Source organism: Dysgonomonas sp. GY75 (assembly GCF_015234155.1).
Taxonomy (GTDB): domain Bacteria; phylum Bacteroidota; class Bacteroidia; order Bacteroidales; family Dysgonomonadaceae; genus Dysgonomonas; species Dysgonomonas gadei.
In genome coordinates this window covers 42,920-65,492 of sequence record NZ_JADCLQ010000056.1, presented here as the reverse complement: position 1 = coordinate 65,492, position 22,573 = coordinate 42,920, and the positions used below count along the sequence as shown (strand labels likewise).

Genomic DNA, 22,573 nt, shown 5'->3' with positions numbered 1-22,573 from the left:
TCAATTAAAAAATCGCGTAAATATAGTGATAATGTATTACTTTTTCTCTTAACGTAAAAAAAGAAGTTATATTCTATTTATTATAAAACTTAATTTCTTCATCCGAAACGGCTTTGTCATACAAGTCTTTTTTCACCTGCTGCAAATAATCAGCCTTCTTTTGTTCCATATACATTTCGGATAGTTGCCCTTTCACATAGTCATACGGGGCTTCACTTCCGGCCAGTTCGTACTCTTTGATATTCAATAGATATACAAAAGATGAGTCGCGCAATTCCAGATTCTTGTTCCTCTGAAGAAATATTTTTTCATCAGTAACGGCAGGTGGCATATTCTCCAGTACATCCACCAGTCCTACCCATTTGTCATAAAAATATTCGTAAGCCACTGCATTCTGCAATGTATTCTTTTCAATATTTTCTATCGCAGCATCATTTCCTTGTTTATACCATTTCTGAAAATTAGTCAGCTGTTTTGAATTTACAGGGATTTTCAGATACAGCCCCTTAATAATATTGTCTTCCAGCTTGAATTTATCCTTATTCTGCTCATAGTATGCTTTGAGTTCATTTTCCGAAACGGATTTTGAAAAATACTCTTTCAGCAATTGTTCCTGATATGAACTTGTTATCAGTGACTTTTTGTAGCTTTCGACCAACTCGTCTATATCTTTCTTGTTTATAATGTTTTGCAGGGCCTTGTTATATATCAACTGGTCGTTTACCCACATATCGATATAAGACTTGACTGCAGCAGTGCTGTCTTCGGCAGAAAGGCCAATAGGAATAACTTCGTCCAGATCGGCCTGATAAAGCGTTTTATCTCCCACGGTAACAATCGGATTTAAAGCCCGGTCGGCATCGGCTGCCCCGCTTCCGCTACAGGAAAACGCTACGAAAACCATAAAAAACAGATGTAAGCAGATAAGGATCTTTTTCATTGTTTCAAATTTAATGCCGACTTGTTAATTTCTACTTTGTATTTATTTTGGAGGTAAGCAGCCCACTCTTTTTCGAGTTTTTCCTGATAATCCAGCTCCACTGCATAACGGACATCTGTGTAGTCCTCAGGTGTATCTATAAACTTTCCGGTCACAAAGAAATACGGATATCCTTTGAATGGGGGAGGTGTAGCACCTTCATATATTTTATTGTCTACATATGCGTTGCCACCTTTTATCCATAGTCCCGGTTCTATTTTGACTCGTATAGAATCCTTGTTCAACGTATCATCTATCTCTTTGATAAAAGCTTCGCGGGATTTTACCTTTTTAGAGGCAGCTTCGGCTTTCTTGAGTATATCCCCACTCTTTGCGTATGCCACCATACCTTTATATCTCGGGCCATCCAATGAGTATTTCACTTTGTTTTTGTCGAAGCAAGCTGCTAAACCTTCCGTATCTGTCTTTGAGCGCTCCCACACATTTTTATTTTGCACGTCATAATATAACAGACCATCGGAAAACTCATTTACTATGCGGGCAAAGTCAGGAAATCTTTTGTCCAGCGTATTTTCTTCATAATCGGAGAGCAGAAGTGCCTGAAATCCTTCAAAATATTCGTTGAGTATATCCGACGACAGACTATAAGGAGAGGCTTCTTCAATCTGCATAATTGTAATGTCATTCGTATCTTTTATTCTTTCTTTCTGCCTGTAATTAATATACTTGGCAAATTCACGAACCGGATATGCCCTTTGTCCGTCTATATCGAACAGAATATCGTCACCGTTCTTTATCATTTTCAGAAACACAGAATCACGAGGGGAGACGGTTTCTGTTATTTCATATAATTTGGAGTAAGCCTCTTTATTGACTGTAACATTAAAGTAGCTTTTCAGACTGCGTCTTTTCTCATCGCTAAGTTCCTGCACTTTATCACTTCTGAGGATTCTTTCCCGCAACTGATTTCTCATTACATCAAGACTCTCTGTCGGTATTTTCCGCAACAGCCTTATAATGTGATAGCCATAGTTTGACATTACCGGCTTGCTTATATCACCGGCCTTTTCCAGACTGAAAGCTGCCATAGTAAAATCCATAGGCAGGTTCGAATCCAGTTTTATGATGCCAAAGTAGCATCCGTTAGTTCCCATTTTGTGAACTTTGGAAAATAAGTCGCAAAGAGACTGGTAATCTGCCGGAGACTTAATGTTTTCATACTCTCTCCACGCAACCTTACCCACACTGTCTATCTGCTGTTGTGACGGAGGCAGATGTGAGAAGTTAAATACGACTTGTTCTATTTCTACGGCTCCCATTGCCGGGCGTCTGTTCAGTACTTGCACAATATGATATCCCCGGGCTGCACGTATAGGCATACTCACCTCGTTCAGCGGCAGGCTGTATATGGCATCTTCTACTTTGGCGGCAAACATGAAAGGAGATACCCAGCCTATATATCCGTTGCGGGATTCGGCGCGGGGATAGAACATCGCACCCGAACGGGGGGTACTCAGCTCAGCTCCGGTGAATCCGCCTTTCAGTATTTTAGCTCTGGCTTCCATTGCCTTCTTATACATCCTCAGAGTATCGGCAGGCAATACTATTTCTTTATTGTCGAAAGGGAACATAACATGGTTGATCTCCACATTTTCCTTCATCCGCTTATATATTCTCTCTATATATTCGTCTTCATAGTCGGTATTATTCATATATTGCTGAGCCATCTGCGACCTGTAGGACGAGAGCTGCCGCTGGTAAGATGCCGTTGTATCTAATTGCTGGGCTTTAGCTTCAGTTACATTCAACTTAAAGTTTATATATGAATTTACAAAGTCGGCAAAATTCTGCTTGGTTTCGGCATTGGCATTTCCCTTTTTGTAGGCGTATTCAACCTCTGACTTATACACAGGTACTCCATCTATTGTGAATACAACAGTATCGTCCTGTTGTGCAAGCATACCTAATGTTGTAAGTAGTGCGAAGAATAATAAAGAGTGCTTTTTTATCATATAAATAAGCTATGTAATAATAAACCAGAGACAAAGATACAAGAAATATAGGCTTATAATGTTTTAAAATATTCTAAAATAAAAACTCTGTATGTTTTTTGAACATACAGAGCCTTAATTTATTTCAGAATTTATGCGATCGAATTTATTCTCCGCGGCTATAATTAGGCGCTTCGCTTGTTATCGCCACATCGTGCGGATGGCTTTCAGCTACTCCGGCATTTGTGATGCGCGTAAATTTAGCGTTATGCAGCGCGTCTATGTTATTAGCTCCGCAATAACCCATCCCTGCGCGTAAACCGCCAGTCATCTGGTAAACAACTTCGAACAATGAGCCTTTGAATGGTACACGGGCAGCAATACCTTCAGGTACAAGTTTCTTTATATCGGCTTCCATATCCTGGAAATAGCGGTCTTTCGAGCCTTTTTCCATTGCTTCGAGAGAGCCCATTCCACGGTACGATTTGAATTTACGTCCGTTGAATATGATAGTTTCGCCCGGGGACTCTTCCACTCCGGCAAGTAATGAACCCATCATTACCGAATAACCTCCGGCAGCCAAAGCTTTCACTATATCTCCCGAATAACGCAGACCTCCGTCGGCAATCAACGGAATACCTGTTCCTTTCAGCGCTTTAGCAACATCGTAGATAGCTGACAGTTGTGGAACACCGATTCCTGCTACTACACGTGTAGTACAGATAGAACCCGGGCCAATACCGACTTTCACAGCATCTGCTCCTGCATCTACCAGATATCTGGCTGCTTCGCCAGTGGCGATGTTGCCCACTACTACGTCTATGCCGGGATAGGCTATCTTTACCCTTTTCAGCATATCGGCTACCCCTTTCGAGTGTCCGTGCGCGGTGTCTATAACAATGGCGTCTACTCCCGCTTCGACCAATGCTGCTACACGGTCGAGCGTATCATATGTCACACCTACTCCGGCAGCGACACGTAAACGTCCGTGTTCGTCTTTGCATGCAAATGGCTTATCTTTAGCTTTAGTTATGTCTTTGTATGTAATCAGTCCGATCAGTCTGTTTTCGGAATCTACTACAGGCAGTTTTTCTATTTTGTGTTGTTGCAGAATGTCTGCCGCAGCTTCCAGATCGGTGCTTTGGCGTGTAGTGATAATCCTGTCTTTGGTCATCACATCATCTATCAACTGGTTCATATCGCGACGGAAACGCAGGTCGCGATTGGTAACAATACCCACAAGATAATTATTGGCATCCACAACAGGGATACCTCCGATTTTGAATTCGGCCATCATAGCCAACGCCTGACCTACTGTTTTGTCCCGAAGAATGCTTACAGGATTCGATATCATACCATTTTCGGCACGCTTTACGAATCTTACCTGTTGGGCCTGGGCTTCGATCGACATATTTTTGTGTATAACGCCAATACCCCCTTCACGGGCAATCGCAATAGCCAGTTTAGCCTCTGTGACTGTGTCCATAGCTGCCGAAACGATTGGGATATTTAATTTGATATTGCGTGAGAAACTTGTCGAGAGATCGACTTCGCGTGGGAGAACTTCTGAATATGCGGGGATCAACAATACATCGTCGAATGTCAATCCATCCATGACTACTTTATCTGCAATAAAAGACATATATAAAAGAGCTTTTGAAATTTATTGCGTGCAAATATAGTCATTTTTTGCCAAACAGAGTTTCTTTTTGATTAAAAAAGATGTGGATTTGCCAAAAGTTTTTAGAAGCAGTTAAAAATTTAACAATTAAGCGTTAATTCAGCCTGATTTGTTAATCCGTCAATATTTTGCCGGAATGTTTCAATATGAATTGTTTTATTGCTTCATCTATTGATTTATCGGAAACATAGTCAGGAGCCTGTGCCTTAAGTTGGTTGAAAACCGTATTGTATTCTTCTGTGTTTTTGAAAGACTGGTATTGTTTTTTCTTAAAGTTGTTCAGTTCTTTTTTGTTTAGTTTTCGTTCCTTAATAATGGTTCCGTCTTTTATTTCCAGAAGTATATAGTTTTTGGGGGAATCTCCGTTCTTAATACCCTCTTCGGGGACTTCTCCTGCAAGCATCAGACCCGACACCCATCCTGCTTTTGTCCGGGTTGTATTTGGAAACAGTGAAGCATATGCGTTCTCCCTCTTTATTTGCAGATCCTCCATATAATATTTCTGTATTGCCGTCACATAAAGCTGGTTGTTCTCGATCTGGAATGTTCCTATATAACCCTGTCTCATCCCGGTAGACACAAAAACTTCGCTATCAAAAGTAGTTTCGGTATGATCCGCTTTGTTAACAAAGAAATGTGATAAGAATTTACTTTCTACAATACTGTATTCTTTCCCATTATATAGTAACTTATCAGGAGTATATACACTGGCCGACAGATTAGAGTATACTGCTAACAGGAGGATGAGCAAAAGCTGTTTTTTCATTGAAGATACCGGTTAATAATAAAAATATATGGGTTCAAAATTAGATATTTATTTCGAAATCATAGTGCAGGATACTTTATTTTTATCATTCCAGGATTCATTTATCTATATGTAAAAGCAGTTACAAGTTACTTCGCCCTACGGGCAGTTACCCTTTATTTTGTTTCACGCAAAGGCGCAAAGTTTTTACATATTATAAGTTGATGACTGTTTACTAAAAATACTGTTACTTTTGTTACCTTTTTTATTCGTTATCCTTCCATTTATTATCAGGGATAGATTTGTACCGTCCCCAGAATCTATAACGGGTTAATGAGGAATATGAAATAAGTTTTCCAATCCATTTTATCCTGAGCAGAAGATGCTGTAATCTATACAGGGCGAACAGTAACAACATGAAGACAGATGTGAAAACGGCTGATTTTATAAAGCCGGATTGGATATCGTTTGATATAAAATGGTGTATAAGATAAGATGAAGCAAATGATGCAGCCAATGAGACAGTCAGAAACAATCCGTGCGCGGTTTCAATTGCTTTCTTGGGGCATTCGTTCATACATTTCATACAGCTTTCGCACCTAGATGTCCAAAAGGGATGACTTTTTATATTTTCGATTGCCTTCACCGGGCATTTCTTTATACATAAGCCGCAGTTATCGCAAGCGGGAGAAGCGTAGAATGATTTTGCGAGGGCAAACCGTCCGACAAGGTAATAAGCCAATGCAACAGGAGATATAAGAGCATCCTGCACGATGTCCTTATCGGATGCAAAGTCTGGTTTACCGGATAATATCCTTTGGCAGTGCTTCTCGAGGCGGGCATAATTTTTCTGATGCAGAAACTTTACCGATTTGTCACTCAATGCCGGATGAATGGATAGCCAGTTTGAAGGCATGTCGAAAGGGACTTGCCCTGTGATATGATAGCCCTTTTTCTTTAAAATGAATGCGGATAACATGAATCCGATCCCCGTAAGACCAGGTGTAACGAAACGGCCGATTCGAAGTCCGGCTCTGGTATTCATCAACACCACTTTGTTTTCTCCTTTTGGAAAACGGCGGATAAAGTCGAGGGTTATTTTGGGATAATTAAAGCCGTGGATGGGCGATATGATTACAATCAAAGTCTCCGCTTCCGGCTCCTGCAGATGAGTGTCGGCTTTTGTGATATCTGTAAGCCGACAATCGATATTGCTTTTAGCTGCAAACTCAGAAAACCACAATGCTACTCGTCGGGCATTACCTGTACCCGAAAAGTAAAACACATGTGCTTTCCTGAGTTTGTCCATGACAGGGATGATTATTTTTCTGCGAGGAGTTCGTCTATTACTTTGTTGAAGTCTTGTTTGAACTCTTCGTAAAACAACCCTGTAGCCGGCCCGTTGAAGCCGGTATGTATCTTGCGGACTTTGCCCTTCTTGTCGATAAAAATGGTAGTAGGGTAGCCCATTATTTTGCTTACCTGAGGCAGGGCTTTGGCCGTTGCATCATCACCCAGCTTGCCTGCGAATAAGATATCATATGTAGTATCATAGCGTTTTACCAGACGCGAAAGAACGGTCTTTACGTATTCGGGATCGTCTTTCCGCTCAAAGGACAAGCCTATGATCTCCACGCCGCGATCTTTGTTTTCTTTATACCAAGGTGAAAGATATTCCATCTCGTCGAGGCAGTTAGGGCACCAGCTGCCAAGTATTGAGACAATGACTACTTTATCCTTGAATTTAGGATCAGACAACGACACTTTATTACCTTCAATATCGGGGAAGGTAAAGTCGAGACGGTCGAATCCTTTTTTCATGTATGCAAGGCTGTAAGGGTCGGCCAGTGCCGCTTCGGCATTGCGCTTCCCGATTAGTTTAGTTACACCTCTTGTGGTGTAAAACTCTCCCGTGAAATTATCGTTACCTTCAAATTGTCCTTTGATCAGGTAGGGGCTTAATCCGGCAAAGGCAGAGAATTGGAAGCCATCGTTTGTCAATGCTCCTTCAAGATAGCGAAGGTCTCCGGCATTGGTAAGGATGGAACCCGTAAGGATATCTCCATTCTGATTGAAGATACCGACATTGCGAGCTGTATCGCCTTTCTGGCTTATAAATTGGATATCCCATTTTCCTGCAAGAGAGGCTGTCGCCAGAGCAGTTGCTTTTTCGAAACGGGGAGCATCTGTTTTCGCAGCGGAGAAAGGCACACCTTCATCGCCGCCTTCGACAAAGAGTTTTATAAATCGCCCATCGAATTTTCCGTTGCTTATGACACCTCTTAGTTCAGCATCATAAGCTTCGATGGGGATGATAACTGTATCCGAAGAATAGCGGATGCCTTTGAGAGGAACGCGTTCAGCTCCGTTAATCAGATATACTGTCGCCGAATCTGTCGCCGCATTTACTACATCGAAAAGGAACGGGAATTTCTGGTCAGAGACGGAGAACTCGCCGCGCCATTTGCCGTCGGTCAGGTTGTTGTTTACTTCCTTGTTGCACGAGACCAGAGAAATAAGCCCGGCCAAGCTTGCTATTATATATTTCTTCATACGCTAAAAAAAATTAGTCCTGACCATCTTTGTCTTGTCTGAGTTTGTGGTAGATCTTATGGGAGTAATTACACCACATCTTCGCGACAATGACAAAGAATGTATCAGGACAAAAATACATACTAGTTTCTAAATATCCATGGCTTTGTTTCTATTTTGTCATTACCCTGTACAGATAATGCTTGCTGATAACTAGCCTTGTTTACGTTTTGTTCTTTAGTAGGATAATACAAACGGCTTGGAACAGTACCATCACCAAAGAGAGGATCGAAGCGATATGTCACGGCTACGTCTTCTATCTCGCCTTGGAATACGACATCGCCTTCTTGTATGAGGAAGTCAGGATATCCTGTGCGACGATATTCACTCCATGCTTCCAGTCCCTGCATGTATAGTGCGATGTATTTCTGGGTTAGTACATTCTTTTGGTTAGCCGCAGGCACTTCTTGCAGATAGACTCCAGCCTTATCGCTTGCTACACCCCACTTCTCGAGGGAAGCGCGTATTCCGGCTTCATAGTCGATTTGGCTCCAGTTGTTGTATTCTGATGTAAGGAAAGCTACTTCGGCGTATTCCATTAGTACTTCGCCATAGTTTGCAGCATTGACCGTTGCTCCCGGCAAACTGACGTCGTCAGCAGAGAATTTTCCCGCCTGATCGTTTGCCAGTCCGTATGGAAGCCCGACATAAGTTTTCGTATTGGTCGCAGGCAATGCATATGCTGATAAACGAGGGTCGGCTACAGGGAGTGCAGGGTTGCTGCCTTTTAGCAGGTCGACAAGTACATGGGATACGGCAAAGTCTTTTCGGTTAGCTGTTACAGTTGCCCTGTAGAGAGGAGCTTCGTTCGGCGATGCACCTGAGTACTTGAATACGGCATTCTCCAGATTGCTGGTAAATACGCCTTTGTTCAATGCATCTTCGAAATGGGATTTGTACAACGCATTGTTCTTTACTTTCAGGCGGGTGGCGAGACGCAACCGGAGCGAATTGGCGAACTTTCCCCATTTTGCATTGCTGCCTGCATAAATAATGTCAGCGTTACCAAATGTGGTTTCGTTCTGATATTTGATAAGCGTGTCTCCGGCAGCTTTTAGCTCATTCAGCAGGTCGGTATAAATCTTTTCCTGTGGGGCATATGCAGGAGTTATATTTTCAGGGTTCTGTTGCAGCGCCTGAAAATCGGCGTCCTTGTTGCCATAAGACTGATAAGGTATATTTCCGAATACGTCAGTCAATGCATAGAATGCATAGCTCTTGAGTACACGGCTGATAGCTATCTGGGTTACATTACGCCCTACACCGTTTGCAGCGGCAACGTCTTTTGTGGTAGGGTCGGTATTGAGTCTTATTATTTCTTCCAGATTGTTCAATGTTTTATAGAGCCCTTTCCAATAATCGTCCGAGTAGGTAAACGGAATATCGTATCGGGACTGCGTTGTATAGGTGTTCTGTGCAAAATACTGCACAAACAGCATTGAGCCTCTCAATGATACTTGTTCGCTGCGCAGGTTATCTACCAGTAATTTCTCGGAAGAAGTGATCAAAGATGTAGTAGGCACAGATGATGGGCGGTTGGGGTCTACATTGATATCATCTACGCAAGAAGCGGATAATAACAATGATGTGAAAGCACCTAGTATATATAGCTTATTTATTTTCATAATCGGTTTATTTTTTTTAACTAAAACAGAGCGTTTAATGATACATTGTTCTAACATAATTTTCTGTTGCATTTGAACTTAGTAAAGTAATAAACAGGTCTGTGACCTTAAAATTTGAAGCCAAGGTTTAGACCGTATGTTACCGGAGTAGGGATGTTCCCTCCTTCTATACCCTGTACATTACCACTACTATTTGTCAGTTCCGGGTCTATGTCTTTGCTCTTCGTGTAGATGTTCCACAGATTGCGGGCATAGGCTGTTACGCTGACGCTCTCGATTCCCCATTTCGGGAGTTTGAATGTGTAGCCGAATGTCAGTTCTCGCAGTTTGATGAATGTTGCATCAAATACGGTATAGGCTGTAGGCCCATTGTATTGGTTTTGTGCCCACGCCTGAGCAGTTACATTCTTCGTGTTCTGAGCAGTATTGCTTACATTATATGTACCATCGGCATTGAATACGACATCTCCTGTAACGCCATCGAGTACAGTACCTGTCTCGCGGATATTATTGGCAGCTGTAGATTCCAGTATACCGGAATACATACCCACTTTGTAGGTTTGGGAGAAGAACTTACCTCCAACTCGCGAGTCGATAAGGAAACCAAACGTGAAGTCTTTATATCTTAGCTGATTCTGGAAACTCCACAAGAAGTCAGGTAAGACGCTTCCTAGTGGAACAAGCTGGTCTGTACGTGTGTACACACCATCTTTGTTCACTACTTTTTGCCCGTCTGGAGCATACACAAAGTCATATCCCATTATCTGTCCGTAGCTGTCTCCTTCTTTGGCTACTAATGATACTAGAGTGTTGCTCAACTGTAGCGTATTTACAGCATCAGATAGTTTGATAATCTTATTGCTATTCTTAGAGAAGTTTGCAATCGCTGTCCAGTCCCAGTTTTTCTGTCTTATGGGGTTCACTGTCAATGTAGCCTCAATGCCCTTGTTGTTAATCTTTCCGGCATTGATCAGTTTGTAATTGTAACCGAATGCATCGGAAGTTGGTAATGGAATGATTTGGTTGCGGCTATTATTGTCATAATATGTAACATCAATTCCTAACAGGTTGTTGAACAGTTGCAATTGCAATCCCGCTTCCCACGAGGATGTTATTTCCGGCTTCAACTCAGGATTGTTCAGCGTCTCTGGCAGTGTGTAAGCTATATTACCATTGAATGAATTCAGGGCTTCGTAGGTCTTGTACAGTTGATAAGGGTCCGTATCGTTACCTACCTGTGCCCAACCTAAACGCACTTTAGCGAATGACAGCCAGCTTTGCTCTTTCAGTGTTGGTAACTCGGTCAGGATGAAAGACGATGTAATGGATGGATAAAGGAACGAGTTGTTATCTTCGGGTAATGTTGATGACCAGTCGTTACGCAATGTTCCGTCCAGATACAACATGCTTTTCCATCCGTAAGAGAAGCTACCGTAGATTGACGATATGGCTTTCTTGTACAATCCGGTTGCTGGGTTCACAACAATAGAAGCTGCATTTTTCAGACTGTAATATTCAGGGATGGCAAGTCCTCCCGAAGTTTGAATATCGCTTACGCGTCTGTTGCGTCTCATATAGTTAGCTCCGGCATTTGCTACCAGTGAGTGATCTCCCCAGCGGTTGTTAGTTGTAGCCAGAAACTCATAGTTAAACTCATCGAACTTCTGCGAATACTCCTGATATTGAGATTGTGAACGGGAGTAGTAAGCTATCCTGTCTTGAGAATTGTATTGGTATACATCGCCATTGATTCGTCCTGTCAGGTTCAACCATGTTGTAGGGGTTAGTGTAAAACCTACATTTCCGTAAAAGCGATCTCTGTTTTCTTTCAGATAACTTTCATATGCCGACCAGTAGGGGTTATCGATATATTTGGTTTTTTCTCCGGCAGCAGTATTCTCCCAGCTTGTCCTGTTCCATGCACGGGGTGTCCCATCTGCTCTTTTATATTCTTTCAACTTTTGATAGTCTACCTGTACTTGTCCCCATTGGTATGCTTCAAGTATGATATTACGGTTCGAAGCTCCTGTCCATGGACGTCCTGTCGATTTATTGTTTATATAATTTATGTTTCCGAAGAATGATACAAGGGAGCCTTTGGTACTACCCGATAGATTTATAGAGTTACGTCCTAAAGATGAGTTCGGGATAGTCCCTTTTACATTCTTGTTTGTAACTGATATACGAAAAGTACCTGTTGCTGTATTCTTTGACAGGGCAATATTATTTGTATTCGATACCCCTGTACGGAAATAGTCCTCTACATCGTGCTTTGGATAAACCCATGGTTGCGGGTTCAAATAATCGGCTGTATATTCAGGATCGAGGTTGTACCAGTGTAATACAGGTGTTCCGTCCAGTTTTGGGCCCCAACTTTCATCAGCCGCGTAATCCACTATATTATATTCCTTTCCGTCGATAGTAGCCTTTTGGAAAGTAGTACTGTATCCCCCACCATATAGTTTCTGGCGCTCAGGGAGCCTGACTACTTTTTCGAACTCAATACCGGTATTCACCTGTATATCTATACGGTCATCGTTCCTATTTCCTTTTTTTGTAGTGATGAGAATTACCCCGTTAGCCGCACGTGTGCCGTAAAGGGCTGCTGCCGACGGGCCTTTTAGCACACTGATGTCCGCGATGTCGTCAGGGTTGATATCCTGAATTGTGCTACCCACATCTTTTCCTGCACTACCATTAATAGTAGCAGATGTATTCATGTCTGTATTGTCTAACGGCACGCCATCTATTATGTATAATGGTTGATTGTTTCCCGTAATAGAGTTTATGCCTCGCAAAGTCACCCTGGACGATCCGCCCATATTTCCTCCGCTGGAAATAACCTGTAATCCGGCTATCTTGCCCGACAATGCACTTAAAGCATTGGTAGGCCTTGTTTCCAATGCCTGCCCGGATACTCCCTGAACAGCATAGCCGAGCGCTTTCTTTTCACGGGGAATATTTAATGAAGTGATAACTACTTCGTCCAATTCTGTAGCCTGTTCTTTCAGCACTACATTTATAGGTGCATTTGTCAATACTTTTGCTTCATGTGTCTCGAATCCCAAAAAGGAAAAGACTATAGTTTCATTTCTCTGTGCTGAAATGGAATAATAACCATCTTCATTCGTCAGTGTACCGGTCCGGAGATTACCTTTAATCTGAACAGTAACCCCCGGAAGCTCCAAGCCTGTAGCATCAGTAACACGTCCTTTGATGACAAACTCTTCATTTGTTTGTGCAGAAAGTAGTATTGTAAAGACATTTAACAATAGTAATAATTTTATTTTTCTCAATTCTAACATAGTTTTTATAGTTTACTCGAACATTATTATAGATGTAATAAATATCTCACTGTTAAAAACAGATAATATTTATCACAAAAGTATAACGACTATGTTGTCTGTGAAATCCCTTTTATGTGGTATTTATATACCTAAAACATGGTATTGCGACGTCCGTTTATCTCTTTTGGACCCCCTATGGGGGTCCTTGCTAAAAAAATACTCCTCTTGAGAGACACCTGAAGAGTTATAAAAAGGCAACAACCAAGGGTTGCAGGAGCGAAGCATATGTAAAAGTTGCACTATTTATTACTTTTTTTAAGATCTAAATTCAACATAGCAAAGAACCATAATCCGGAGGTTGAGGGTACTGGCTTCTCATTATAGATAAAATTTTCTAAATTCGCTTACATATTTTGTTCTTCATTTTCATTATTCTTACATTTGTAACAACAGAACCAACTGATTTATGACATTAAGTAGCCCACAGCCTAAAATCCGTTTCGGAGTGATAGGCACTAATTTCATTGTAGACAAAGTTTTGGAAGGTGCTAGTTTCGATTCCCGCTTCGAATTGGCAGCGATATACTCACGTACACAGGAAAAAGCCGATGAATTTGCCCGGAAACATAATATTCCGTACACATTTACGTCTTTGGAAGCAATGGCTGCGAGTCCGCTAATCGATGCCGTATATATTGCCTCCCCGAACTCGTTGCATGCTTCGCAGAGCATTTTGTTTATGCAGCACGGAAAGCACGTTTTGTGTGAAAAACCTTTTGCGTCCAATGCTAAAGAGGTGAAAACCATGATAGCTGCAGCCCAGGAAAATAATGTCACACTTATGGAGGCTATGAAACCCAGCCTTACCCCCAACTTCAAGGCTCTGAAAAACCATATTGAAGAGATAGGGACTATCAGAAGGTACTTTTCTTGTTATTGCCAGTATTCATCACGTTACGACAAGTTGAAAGAAGGAATAGTAATGAATGCTTTCGACCCTGCACTTTCAAACGGTGCCGTAATGGATTTGGGAGTATATACTATATTTCCGATGGTTGTTTTATTTGGCCGCCCTTTAAAAATAAGTGCCACAGGACTGAAGTTGTCTACCGGAGCAGACGGACAAGGGGCAGTGAATTTTGAATATGAGGGGATGAATGCTACCGTACTTTATTCCAAAATCGCTGACTCGGCCTTACCGACGGAGATACAGGGTGAAGATGGAACAATAACGGCGGATAGGATAAATATTATAAACAAAGTCTCGCTTAAAAACAGAAACGGAGAAGAGAAGATAATTAGTTCTCCGGATGTAATACATGAATATTATTACGAAGTGGCCGAATTCATTAATTTAATTCAGGAAGGAAAACGCGAGTCGCAGATTAATAGCCATGAAAACTCTCTTATAACCATAGAAATAGTAGATGAAATAAGAAAACAGCTGGGAGTTAAATATCCTGCTGATGACAAATAAGTATACATTTGTGCCAAATATCTGGCATTTGTTTTTGTAAAAGTCAGATTAAGATGATTTTAATTTTTTTAGAAAACTTTTTTTAACAATAATAAATTATTATTCACTCAAAATATTCATAGCTTTATTCCGCATTTAGTAAGTAAGATTTCATGGATTGTTGAGTTTGCCCATACAGGGGATTGAACTTACTGTGAACAAGAACCTTAAGAAGAATAAAACCATGTTATACTTTGATTATTATTGCATCAGGAGATTAGTGTGTAAATTTTATTGCGAAAATAAAATCTAAATTTTAAACAATATTAAACGAAACAATTTATTTATTAACTTAATCCATGAACGAACAGACATCTTACTCACGCGCCCAGACGTTTTGGCTGGTAATACTACGGCTACTAATCGGATGGCATTTCTTATACGAGGGAATCGTAAAAATTCTAAATTCGGGCTGGTCAGCCTATCCTTACCTGATGGACTCTCAGGGACTTTTTGCTGAATATTTTCATAATTTAGCCTCAGACCCGGGCTTTTTAGCGGTATCCAACTATATTAATATATATGGATTAACACTAATCGGATTAGGACTGATATTGGGATGTTTCTCACGCGTTGCTTCCGTCGGAGGTATCGTATTCCTTGCACTATATTATCTTTCACACCCACCTTTTATCGGAGCCACTTATATGATGCCTACCGAAGGATCTTATCTCTGGATAGATAAAAATATGATTGAAATGGGAGCATTGATGGTGCTGATCTATTTCCCTACCTCCCAAATTATTGGTTTGGACCGATACATCAATAAATTATTTAAACGCAAATAAAGCTAACATACTATAAAATTATGACACCCGAAGACAGAATTGTCCCTGAGGATAACGATAAAAAGAACGAAAAAAAAGCATCCGATAATAATCCGTTACCGGAATCCCAAGGCAGGCGTAATGCCCTAAAAGCACTGGCTACGACTCCCGTTTTAGGAGCTTTGGCGTATGGTGTATACAAAAAACAAAAATATACCAAAACACTCAATGACGTAAGTGATGTATTTAAGCTAAGTAGTGAAACGGCGTCGATACCCGATTTAAAACCTAATGGAGAGCAAATCCGTATAGGTGTGATCGGCTACGGAGGCAGAGGAAAATATTTGCTTCGGGCTGCCGGATTTGCCACACCCCAACATCTGCAAGGTTGGATAGATGATGCCAAGAAAAATAAAAAAGACACCCGATATAAAGACTTTAAAGAACAGGAAGACCTGAATATCGTATTTGCCGGAATATGTGATATCTTCGATACATTCGCGGAAGAAGGTATGGCTGCCGGAGCAAACATTTACAGGGAAGGAGTCGGAGGTAAAATGGGCACTGCTCCAAAGCGTTACCGCCACTATAAAGAGATGCTTGCCGATAAAGATATAGATGCTGTTATTATTGCAACACCTGACCACTGGCACAGTACCATGGTGATGGATGCTGCTAAAGCCGGAAAACATGTATATGTAGAAAAACCTCTCTCGTGGACAGTACCTGAAACATATATGGTAAGGGATATTGTCAAGGAAACAGGTATTGTTTTTCAGCTGGGTCACCAGGGACGTCAGATAGACTGTTACCACAAAGCAAAAGAAATAATAGACAAAGGACTCTTAGGGCCAATCAGCCTGATCGAAGTATGTACCAACAGAAACGATCCTAACGGAGCATGGGTATATGACATTCATCCGGATGCCAACCCTCAGACCATAGACTGGAAACAGTACGAAGGAGACCCTGAAAGGATTAAGGAATATATGGATTATATGACTAAATATAATCTGCTTAAATATGTAGGCCCTGAAGCCAGAGATAAATTCAGCCTCGAACGTTTCTTCCGCTGGCGTTGCTGGTGGGATTACAGTACAGGGCTTAGCGGAGACTTGCTGACGCATGAATATGACGCTATTAATCAGCTCATGGGTGTAGGCATCCCTCACTCCGCTACATCGTCGGGTGGCGTCTACTTCTTCAAAGATGGACGAACCGTTCCCGATGTATTGCAAACCACATTCGAATTCCCTGAAAAGAACCTGACAATGCTCTACAGTGCCACTTTGGCCAGTAGCCGCAACAGAGGCAAAGTAATCATGGGACACGATGCATCGATGGAAGTAGGTGATACACTGACTGTGAAGATCGACAGCGGTTCTACCAGATATAAAGAAAAACTCGAAAAAGGGATTATCAAACCCGATGTACCATTCTATACATATGTTCCCGGTAAAAACAATGTGGACGCAATAACATCAGCTACCGAGATGTATTTTGCCCAACGCGGACTATTATATTCTTATCTGGGAGGAAAACGTTACGATACCACATTCCTTCATGTAAGGGAATGGATAGAATGTATCCGTAACCGGAATAATAAACCGTCATGTGATATAAACGCGGCATTCGAAGAAGCGATTACAGCACATATGGGAACACGTGCTTATCTTGAAGGGCGTACTATGTACTGGGACAAAGACAAGGAGGAAATCGTCAGAGGAGAAATTAGCTGACAATCAATTTTTAAAGGACATTAAATCTATAATAATTAACAATTATTACACCTAAAAACAGAAAAACTTATGGCATCAGACATTTCAAGGAGAAAATTCCTGAGTACCGGAGCTAAAGCTGCTATCGGTCTGACAATTATCCCAAGCACCGTTTTGGGTAAAAACTTCGGGCATGTTGCACCGAGCGACAAATTGAACATTGCCGCTGTGGGTATCGGAGGTATGGGACATGCTAATATCAAACAAGTAGAAAAAACAGAAAACATCGTAGCTCTTTGCGACGTGGACTGGAGATATGCGAAAGGCGTATTCGACAGATTCCCTGATGCAAAAAAATACTGGGATTTCCGCAAGATGTATGACGAAATGGGCAAATCCATCGACGCTGTTATTGTAGCTACAGCCGACCATACACATGCTATTGTTTCTGCCGACGCAATGACAATGGGCAAACACGTTTATTGCCAGAAACCATTGACTCATACAGTATATGAGTCTCGATTACTTACCAATCTTGCTAAAAAACATAAGGTAGCAACACAGATGGGTAACCAAGGATCTTCTGCCGAAGGAGTAAACCTTGTTTGCGAATGGATATGGAATGGAGAGATAGGTGAAATCACAAAAGTGGAAGCCTTTACAGACCGTCCGATCTGGCCACAAGGGTTGAATGCACCTGAAAAGGTAGACAAAATACCTAGCACATTGAACTGGGATTTGTTTACAGGACCAGCTAAGATGCGTCCTTACAATGCATTGTATACTCCTTGGAACTGGCGTGGCTGGTGGGATTATGGTACAGGTGCATTAGGAGACATGGCTTGTCATATCCTTCACCCTGTATTTAAGGGGTTGAAACTGGGTTATCCTACAAGTGCACAAGGATCTTCCACAATGTTGCTACAGGACTGCGCACCTCAGGCACAGTATGTAAAACTTGTATTCCCGGCTCGCGACAATATGCCTAAGGTATCTATGCCGGAGGTTGAAGTACACTGGTATGATGGCGGTTTGAAACCAAATTTGCCAGCAGGATGGCCTGATGGAAAGAATATGAATGATGCCGGTGGCGGTGTTATATTCCACGGAACTAAAGACACATTGATTTGCGGATGTTATGGTGTAAATCCATGGTTGCTTTCGGGCCGCAAACCTAATGCGCCTAAAGTTTGCCGTCGTGTAGAAACTTCTCACGAAATGGACTGGGTACGTGCTTGTAAAGAAGATGCTTCCAGCCGCGTGTTGACTGCTTCTGACTTTAGTGAAGCAGGGCCTTTCAACGAAATGGTAGTAATGGGTGTACTTGCCGTACGCTTACAAAACCTGAATAAGGAATTGCGTTGGGATGGACAGAACATGAAGTTCACCAATATCAACCCGAATGAAGAGATCAGAATTTTGAAGAAAGACGACTTCAAGATTGTCGATGGTGACCCTAAATTCAATAAGATATGGACAGATCCGATCAATGCACAGTCATTTGCTCAGGAACTGATCAAACATACATATCGTGATGGCTGGAAATTGCCGGATATGCCATAATGCAGAATTGTTAAATTAAACCGTATAAAGAAATGAAGAAAATTGTTTACAGTCTAGGTTGTCTTATGATAGCAGGAGCAATGATTGCTTGCGGAGGCGCCAAAAAAGATGCACAAAATGCAGGTGAAAATGCTGATTCTGTTAAAACAGCAGAAAATGCTGCCCCTCAGTACACTGTAGTAGAAAAGCCACAGATAGATCTTTCAAAACTTGCAAAAGATAAAGACGGATTTATCACTATTTTCGATGGTAAAACATTCGAAGGTTGGCGCGGTTATGGAAAAGATAACGTTCCTGGAAAATGGACTATCGACCAGGGTGCTATCAAGTTCAACGGAACAGGTGGTGGCGAAGCTCAGGATAAAGAAGGCGGAGACATCATTTTTGCTCATAAGTTCAAAAACTTCGAGTTGACTTTCGATTGGAAAGTAGCAAAAGGCAGCAACTCCGGAGTATTCTTCCTGGCTCAGGAAATTGAAACAACAAATGATAAAGGTGAAAAGAGAATGGAACCTATCTATATCTCATCTCCTGAATATCAAATATTGGACAATGCCAACCACCCTGATGCTAAAATGGGTAAAGACAACAATCGTCAGTCTGCATCCCTTTATGACATGATTCCTGCTGTACCTCAAAACTCTAAGCCTTTTGGTGAGTGGAACACAGGTAAGATTATGGTATATAAAGGAACTGTTGTTCACGGACAGAACGGTGAAAATGTAGTTGAATACCATTTGTGGACTCCTCAATGGACAGAATTGTTGCAGGCAAGTAAATTCAGTCAGGAAAAATGGCCTTTGGCTTTCGAATTACTGAACAATCTTGGTGGGGCTAACAGAGAAGGTTATATCGGATTCCAGGATCATGGAGATGATGTTTGGTTCCGTAATATCAAAATTAAGATCCTTGATTAATAAATCAGGTAACTAATTTTTTCTATTAAAATAATGTCAAATCCATCGAAGGAACATATCCTTCATGGATTTGACTTTTAAATATAATCTTATTTTATTAGCATGAAAATAACAACATTTTTTATAGCTGTCCTCCTACTGATGATCTCTTGTTCTCCAAAAGCGGAAACAGTGACTCAACAGGCTCCTCCGAAGAAAGATATAGCCCTGCAATTATACTCCCTTAGGGATGATATTTCCAAAGACTATGCCGGAACAATAAAGAAAGCCGGGGAAATGGGATTTACTGCTGTTGAAGCAGCCAACTACGGTGATGGTAAATTTTATGGAAAAACGCCGGAAGAATTCAAAGCCGATATAGAGGCTGCGGGAATGAAAGTATTATCTTCCCATACCGGCCGGGGCCTTAACGAGAAAGAACTGGCATCTAAAGATTTCACAGAAGCCATGAAATGGTGGGATCAGTGTATTGCCGCACATAAAGCTGCCGGGATGAAATACATTGTTACCCCGTCTATGGAAACGCCTAAGACACTGAAGGATTTACAGACCTATTGTGAATACTATAATGAAATAGGAAAGAAATGTAAGGAAAACGGCATGTTGTACGGATATCACAATCATGACTTCGAACTTAGAAATAAAATAGAAGACAAAGTGATGTATGACTATATGATAGAAAATACAAATCCTGAATACGTTTTCTTCGAAATGGATGTATATTGGGTAGTGAGAGGCGGAAAAAGCCCTGTGGACTATTTCAATAAATACAAAAACCGTTTCGCTTTGCTTCATATCAAAGATAATAAAGAACTGGGACAGAGCGGTATGGTGGGATTTGACGCCATCTTCAATAATACAGATGCAGCAGGAACGAAACATCTGGTTGTAGAAGTGGAACAGTATAACTTCACTCCTTTCGAAAGTGTGAAAAAGAGTTTGGAGTATTTACTGAATTGCCCGTTGGTAAAAGAAAGCTACGACAAATAAAGTATAAAAATGAGCAGGAGACAAACAACTTCCTGCTCATTTTCCAAATAAGCATGAATGCAGTAATGGCCGACAACGGTACTTTCTACTACAGCATACAAGGAACTGCGGAAGGTACAAGTTACAATATTATCTATCAGGACGACGAAGACCGTGACTTTCAGCCCGGCATAGAGTCATTACTGGCCGGTTTTGAACGATCTATGTCTGTATATGATGATACATCCATTATTTCGCGTATCAACAGGAATGATGATGTAGAAACAGACTACTATTTCGAGACCGTTTTCAATCGGGCTAAAGAGATAAGCCTGCAAACGGAAGGGACATTTGATATTTCCGCCGAGCCATTATTCAGAGCCTGGGGTTTTAGTTCCCGCGAAAAAAATATACCCGATAGAGAAAAGGTAAATGCCCTTAAAGAACATATCGGGATGGAAAAGATAAAGATAGAAAATAAGCGTGTTATAAAATCGAATCCCAATATAGTACTAAATGCCAATGCCATAGCTAAAGGCTATTCGGCTGATATAGTTGCTGATTTTCTGGATAAACACGGATGCCTGAATTATCTGGTCGAAATAGGCGGAGAGATACGTCTTAAAGGGGAGAATACAGCCGGGGAAGCATGGAGGATCGGTATCGACCGTCCGGCAGAAGATAATCCTATACCGGGGCAGGATTTGCAGGTCATTCTGCAAATTACGGACAGGGGAGTGGCCACATCCGGTAATTACCGTCAGTTTTATATTCAGGACGGACAAAAGATTACACATACAATAAATCCGGCAACAGGTTATCCGGTAACTCATAATTTATTGTCAACAACAGTTATAGCTAAAGATGCGATTACAGCAGATGCCTTTGCCACGGCATTCCTGGTAGTGGGTATCGAAAAAGCATTAGAGTGGGTGCAGAAATTTCCTGATATGGATGCTCTGTTTATCTGCGACGAGGAAGGAGAATATAAGGTATATTATACTCCCGGAATAGAAGAAAATCTTATCCCGGCATAAGTCGGTCCGGATTTGAAACAAAGAATAGTTAAAAAAGAAATAAATATCCATTTCATCCCGTCTAATAGACATTATTTGTGTTATTTTTACTGATGAATGGAATATAGCCATATTTACATTAATATTTAAACTTAGAAAACATGAAAACACTTTTGTTTTTAGGAAACCTGGGGACAGGGGAAATCATCATCATAGCCATAGTCGTACTATTACTTTTTGGTGGCCGTAAAATACCCGAACTAATGAAAGGCCTTGGTAAAGGAATTAAAAACTTCAAAGAAGGCGTAAAAGGCATTGAAGACGATATAGAAGGAAACGACACAACTAAAAAAGATTGAGATAGTACTTTTCTATGGAAGAGAACAATGAAGGAATGACCTTCTGGGATCATTTAGAGGAACTTCGATGGACTTTAATACGGTCTATCATCGCTTTATTTGTATTTGCAATACTTGGGTTTGCTATCATGCCGTACATATACGACACATGGATAATGGGGCCTACGCGTGCCGACTTTGTCTTGTATAAGTATCTGTGTTATGCGACATCGGCTGTACCTTTTCTGCCTGATTTCTGTGATGATACATTTCATATCAAGATTATAAATTATAATCTTACATCGCAATTTTTCCGGCACATGACCACTTCATTCTGGCTGGCACTGATACTTACATTCCCTTATCTGATATTTGAGATATGGCGTTTTGTCAGCCCTGCCTTATATTCTAACGAGAAGAAAAGTATCCGGTGGGTATTCCTGTTCGGAACTATTATGTTCTTCATCGGATGCTCAGTGGGCTACTTTCTGGTTTTCCCAATGACATTCCGCTTCTTATCTACTTATCAGCTGAGTGAGATGATAGAGAATACTATCTCGCTCGACTCGTATATGGATAACTTCCTGATGCTGATATTTATTATGGGGATTGTCTTTGAGTTACCGCTTGTATCGTGGTTATTGTCTCAGTTGGGGCTATTGAACAGATCGTTCTTTAAGAAATTCAGGCGTCATGCTATAGTAGGTCTCTTGGTATTGTCTGCTGTTATTACACCTTCGGGCGATCCGTTTACATTATCGGTAGTCTTTATACCGCTTTACCTGCTGTTCGAGTTGAGCCGTTTTATGGTAAAACCGGCGCCTAAAGAGACAGACGAGGACGAGGATGATGAAGAGGAGGAAGAAGAAGATTCTCCGCAGTTATCGGTATAGAATAATAAATACAAT

General features: G+C 41.2%; 17 protein-coding genes. 9 read left to right on the top strand and 8 right to left on the bottom strand.

Annotated elements, in window-relative coordinates; genetic code table 11:
• Positions 1 to 73: 73 nt before the first annotated feature.
• The 8 genes from IR083_RS21545 to IR083_RS21510 form a co-directional block, all read right to left on the bottom strand.
• On the bottom strand, positions 74 to 940 hold the full coding sequence (locus tag IR083_RS21545) for a peptidyl-prolyl cis-trans isomerase (RefSeq protein ID WP_194225872.1): 867 nt from the start codon (positions 938 to 940) through the stop codon (positions 74 to 76).
• Positions 937 to 2,952 carry a peptidylprolyl isomerase gene (locus tag IR083_RS21540; protein WP_194225871.1) on the bottom strand — a complete coding sequence of 672 codons (2,016 nt, stop codon included), beginning with the start codon at positions 2,950 to 2,952 and terminating at the stop codon, positions 937 to 939. Before IR083_RS21540 ends, IR083_RS21545 begins: the two co-directional genes overlap by 4 nt.
• A 145-nt stretch (positions 2,953 to 3,097) precedes the next feature.
• On the bottom strand, positions 3,098 to 4,573 hold the full coding sequence (guaB, locus tag IR083_RS21535; protein ID WP_194225870.1) for an IMP dehydrogenase: 1,476 nt from the start codon (positions 4,571 to 4,573) through the stop codon (positions 3,098 to 3,100).
• Positions 4,574 to 4,724: 151 nt separating this feature from the next.
• Positions 4,725 to 5,378, bottom strand: a complete 654-nt coding sequence (locus IR083_RS21530; RefSeq protein ID WP_194225869.1) for a hypothetical protein — start codon at positions 5,376 to 5,378, stop codon at positions 4,725 to 4,727.
• A gap of 244 nt (positions 5,379 to 5,622) precedes the next feature.
• Complete coding sequence (locus IR083_RS21525; RefSeq protein ID WP_194225868.1) at positions 5,623 to 6,666, bottom strand: EFR1 family ferrodoxin; 1,044 nt, start codon at positions 6,664 to 6,666, stop codon at positions 5,623 to 5,625.
• 11 nt (positions 6,667 to 6,677) lie between these two features.
• Positions 6,678 to 7,910, bottom strand: coding sequence for a peroxiredoxin family protein (locus tag IR083_RS21520; protein ID WP_194225867.1), 1,233 nt, complete (start codon positions 7,908 to 7,910; stop codon positions 6,678 to 6,680).
• Positions 7,911 to 8,032: 122 nt separating this feature from the next.
• The gene (locus IR083_RS21515) at positions 8,033 to 9,574 is read right to left on the bottom strand and encodes a SusD/RagB family nutrient-binding outer membrane lipoprotein (RefSeq protein ID WP_006799026.1); all 1,542 of its coding nucleotides are present in this window, start codon (positions 9,572 to 9,574) and stop codon (positions 8,033 to 8,035) included.
• Between the two features lie 107 nt (positions 9,575 to 9,681).
• Positions 9,682 to 12,879, bottom strand: coding sequence for a SusC/RagA family TonB-linked outer membrane protein (locus tag IR083_RS21510; RefSeq protein WP_194225866.1), 3,198 nt, complete (start codon positions 12,877 to 12,879; stop codon positions 9,682 to 9,684).
• A 448-nt stretch (positions 12,880 to 13,327) separates the two neighbouring features.
• Here IR083_RS21510 and IR083_RS21505 point away from each other — a divergent pair, with 448 nt between their 5' ends.
• The 9 genes from IR083_RS21505 (at position 13,328) to tatC (ending at position 22,558) form a co-directional block, all read left to right on the top strand.
• Complete coding sequence (locus IR083_RS21505) at positions 13,328 to 14,338, top strand: Gfo/Idh/MocA family protein (RefSeq protein ID WP_194225865.1); 1,011 nt, start codon at positions 13,328 to 13,330, stop codon at positions 14,336 to 14,338.
• Positions 14,339 to 14,676: 338 nt separating this feature from the next.
• A complete protein-coding gene (locus tag IR083_RS21500) occupies positions 14,677 to 15,165 on the top strand; it encodes a DoxX family membrane protein (RefSeq protein WP_194225864.1) in 489 nt (162 codons plus the stop codon).
• A 20-nt stretch (positions 15,166 to 15,185) separates the two neighbouring features.
• Complete coding sequence (locus IR083_RS21495; protein WP_006799022.1) at positions 15,186 to 16,883, top strand: Gfo/Idh/MocA family protein; 1,698 nt, start codon at positions 15,186 to 15,188, stop codon at positions 16,881 to 16,883.
• A 69-nt stretch (positions 16,884 to 16,952) separates the two neighbouring features.
• Complete coding sequence (locus IR083_RS21490; protein ID WP_006799021.1) at positions 16,953 to 18,425, top strand: Gfo/Idh/MocA family protein; 1,473 nt, start codon at positions 16,953 to 16,955, stop codon at positions 18,423 to 18,425.
• Positions 18,426 to 18,457: 32 nt separating this feature from the next.
• The gene (locus IR083_RS21485; RefSeq protein WP_006799020.1) at positions 18,458 to 19,342 is read left to right on the top strand and encodes a DUF1080 domain-containing protein; all 885 of its coding nucleotides are present in this window, start codon (positions 18,458 to 18,460) and stop codon (positions 19,340 to 19,342) included.
• A gap of 102 nt (positions 19,343 to 19,444) precedes the next feature.
• A complete protein-coding gene (locus tag IR083_RS21480; RefSeq protein ID WP_194225863.1) occupies positions 19,445 to 20,332 on the top strand; it encodes a sugar phosphate isomerase/epimerase family protein in 888 nt (295 codons plus the stop codon).
• A gap of 53 nt (positions 20,333 to 20,385) precedes the next feature.
• Positions 20,386 to 21,348 (top strand): FAD:protein FMN transferase, encoded by a 963-nt coding sequence (locus IR083_RS21475; RefSeq protein WP_194225862.1) that lies wholly within the window; start codon positions 20,386 to 20,388, stop codon positions 21,346 to 21,348.
• 140 nt (positions 21,349 to 21,488) lie between these two features.
• Positions 21,489 to 21,686 (top strand): twin-arginine translocase TatA/TatE family subunit, encoded by a 198-nt coding sequence (tatA, locus tag IR083_RS21470; protein WP_006799017.1) that lies wholly within the window; start codon positions 21,489 to 21,491, stop codon positions 21,684 to 21,686.
• Positions 21,687 to 21,700: 14 nt separating this feature from the next.
• Positions 21,701 to 22,558, top strand: coding sequence for a twin-arginine translocase subunit TatC (tatC, locus tag IR083_RS21465; RefSeq protein ID WP_006799016.1), 858 nt, complete (start codon positions 21,701 to 21,703; stop codon positions 22,556 to 22,558).
• The last annotated feature ends 15 nt before the right edge of the window (positions 22,559 to 22,573 follow it).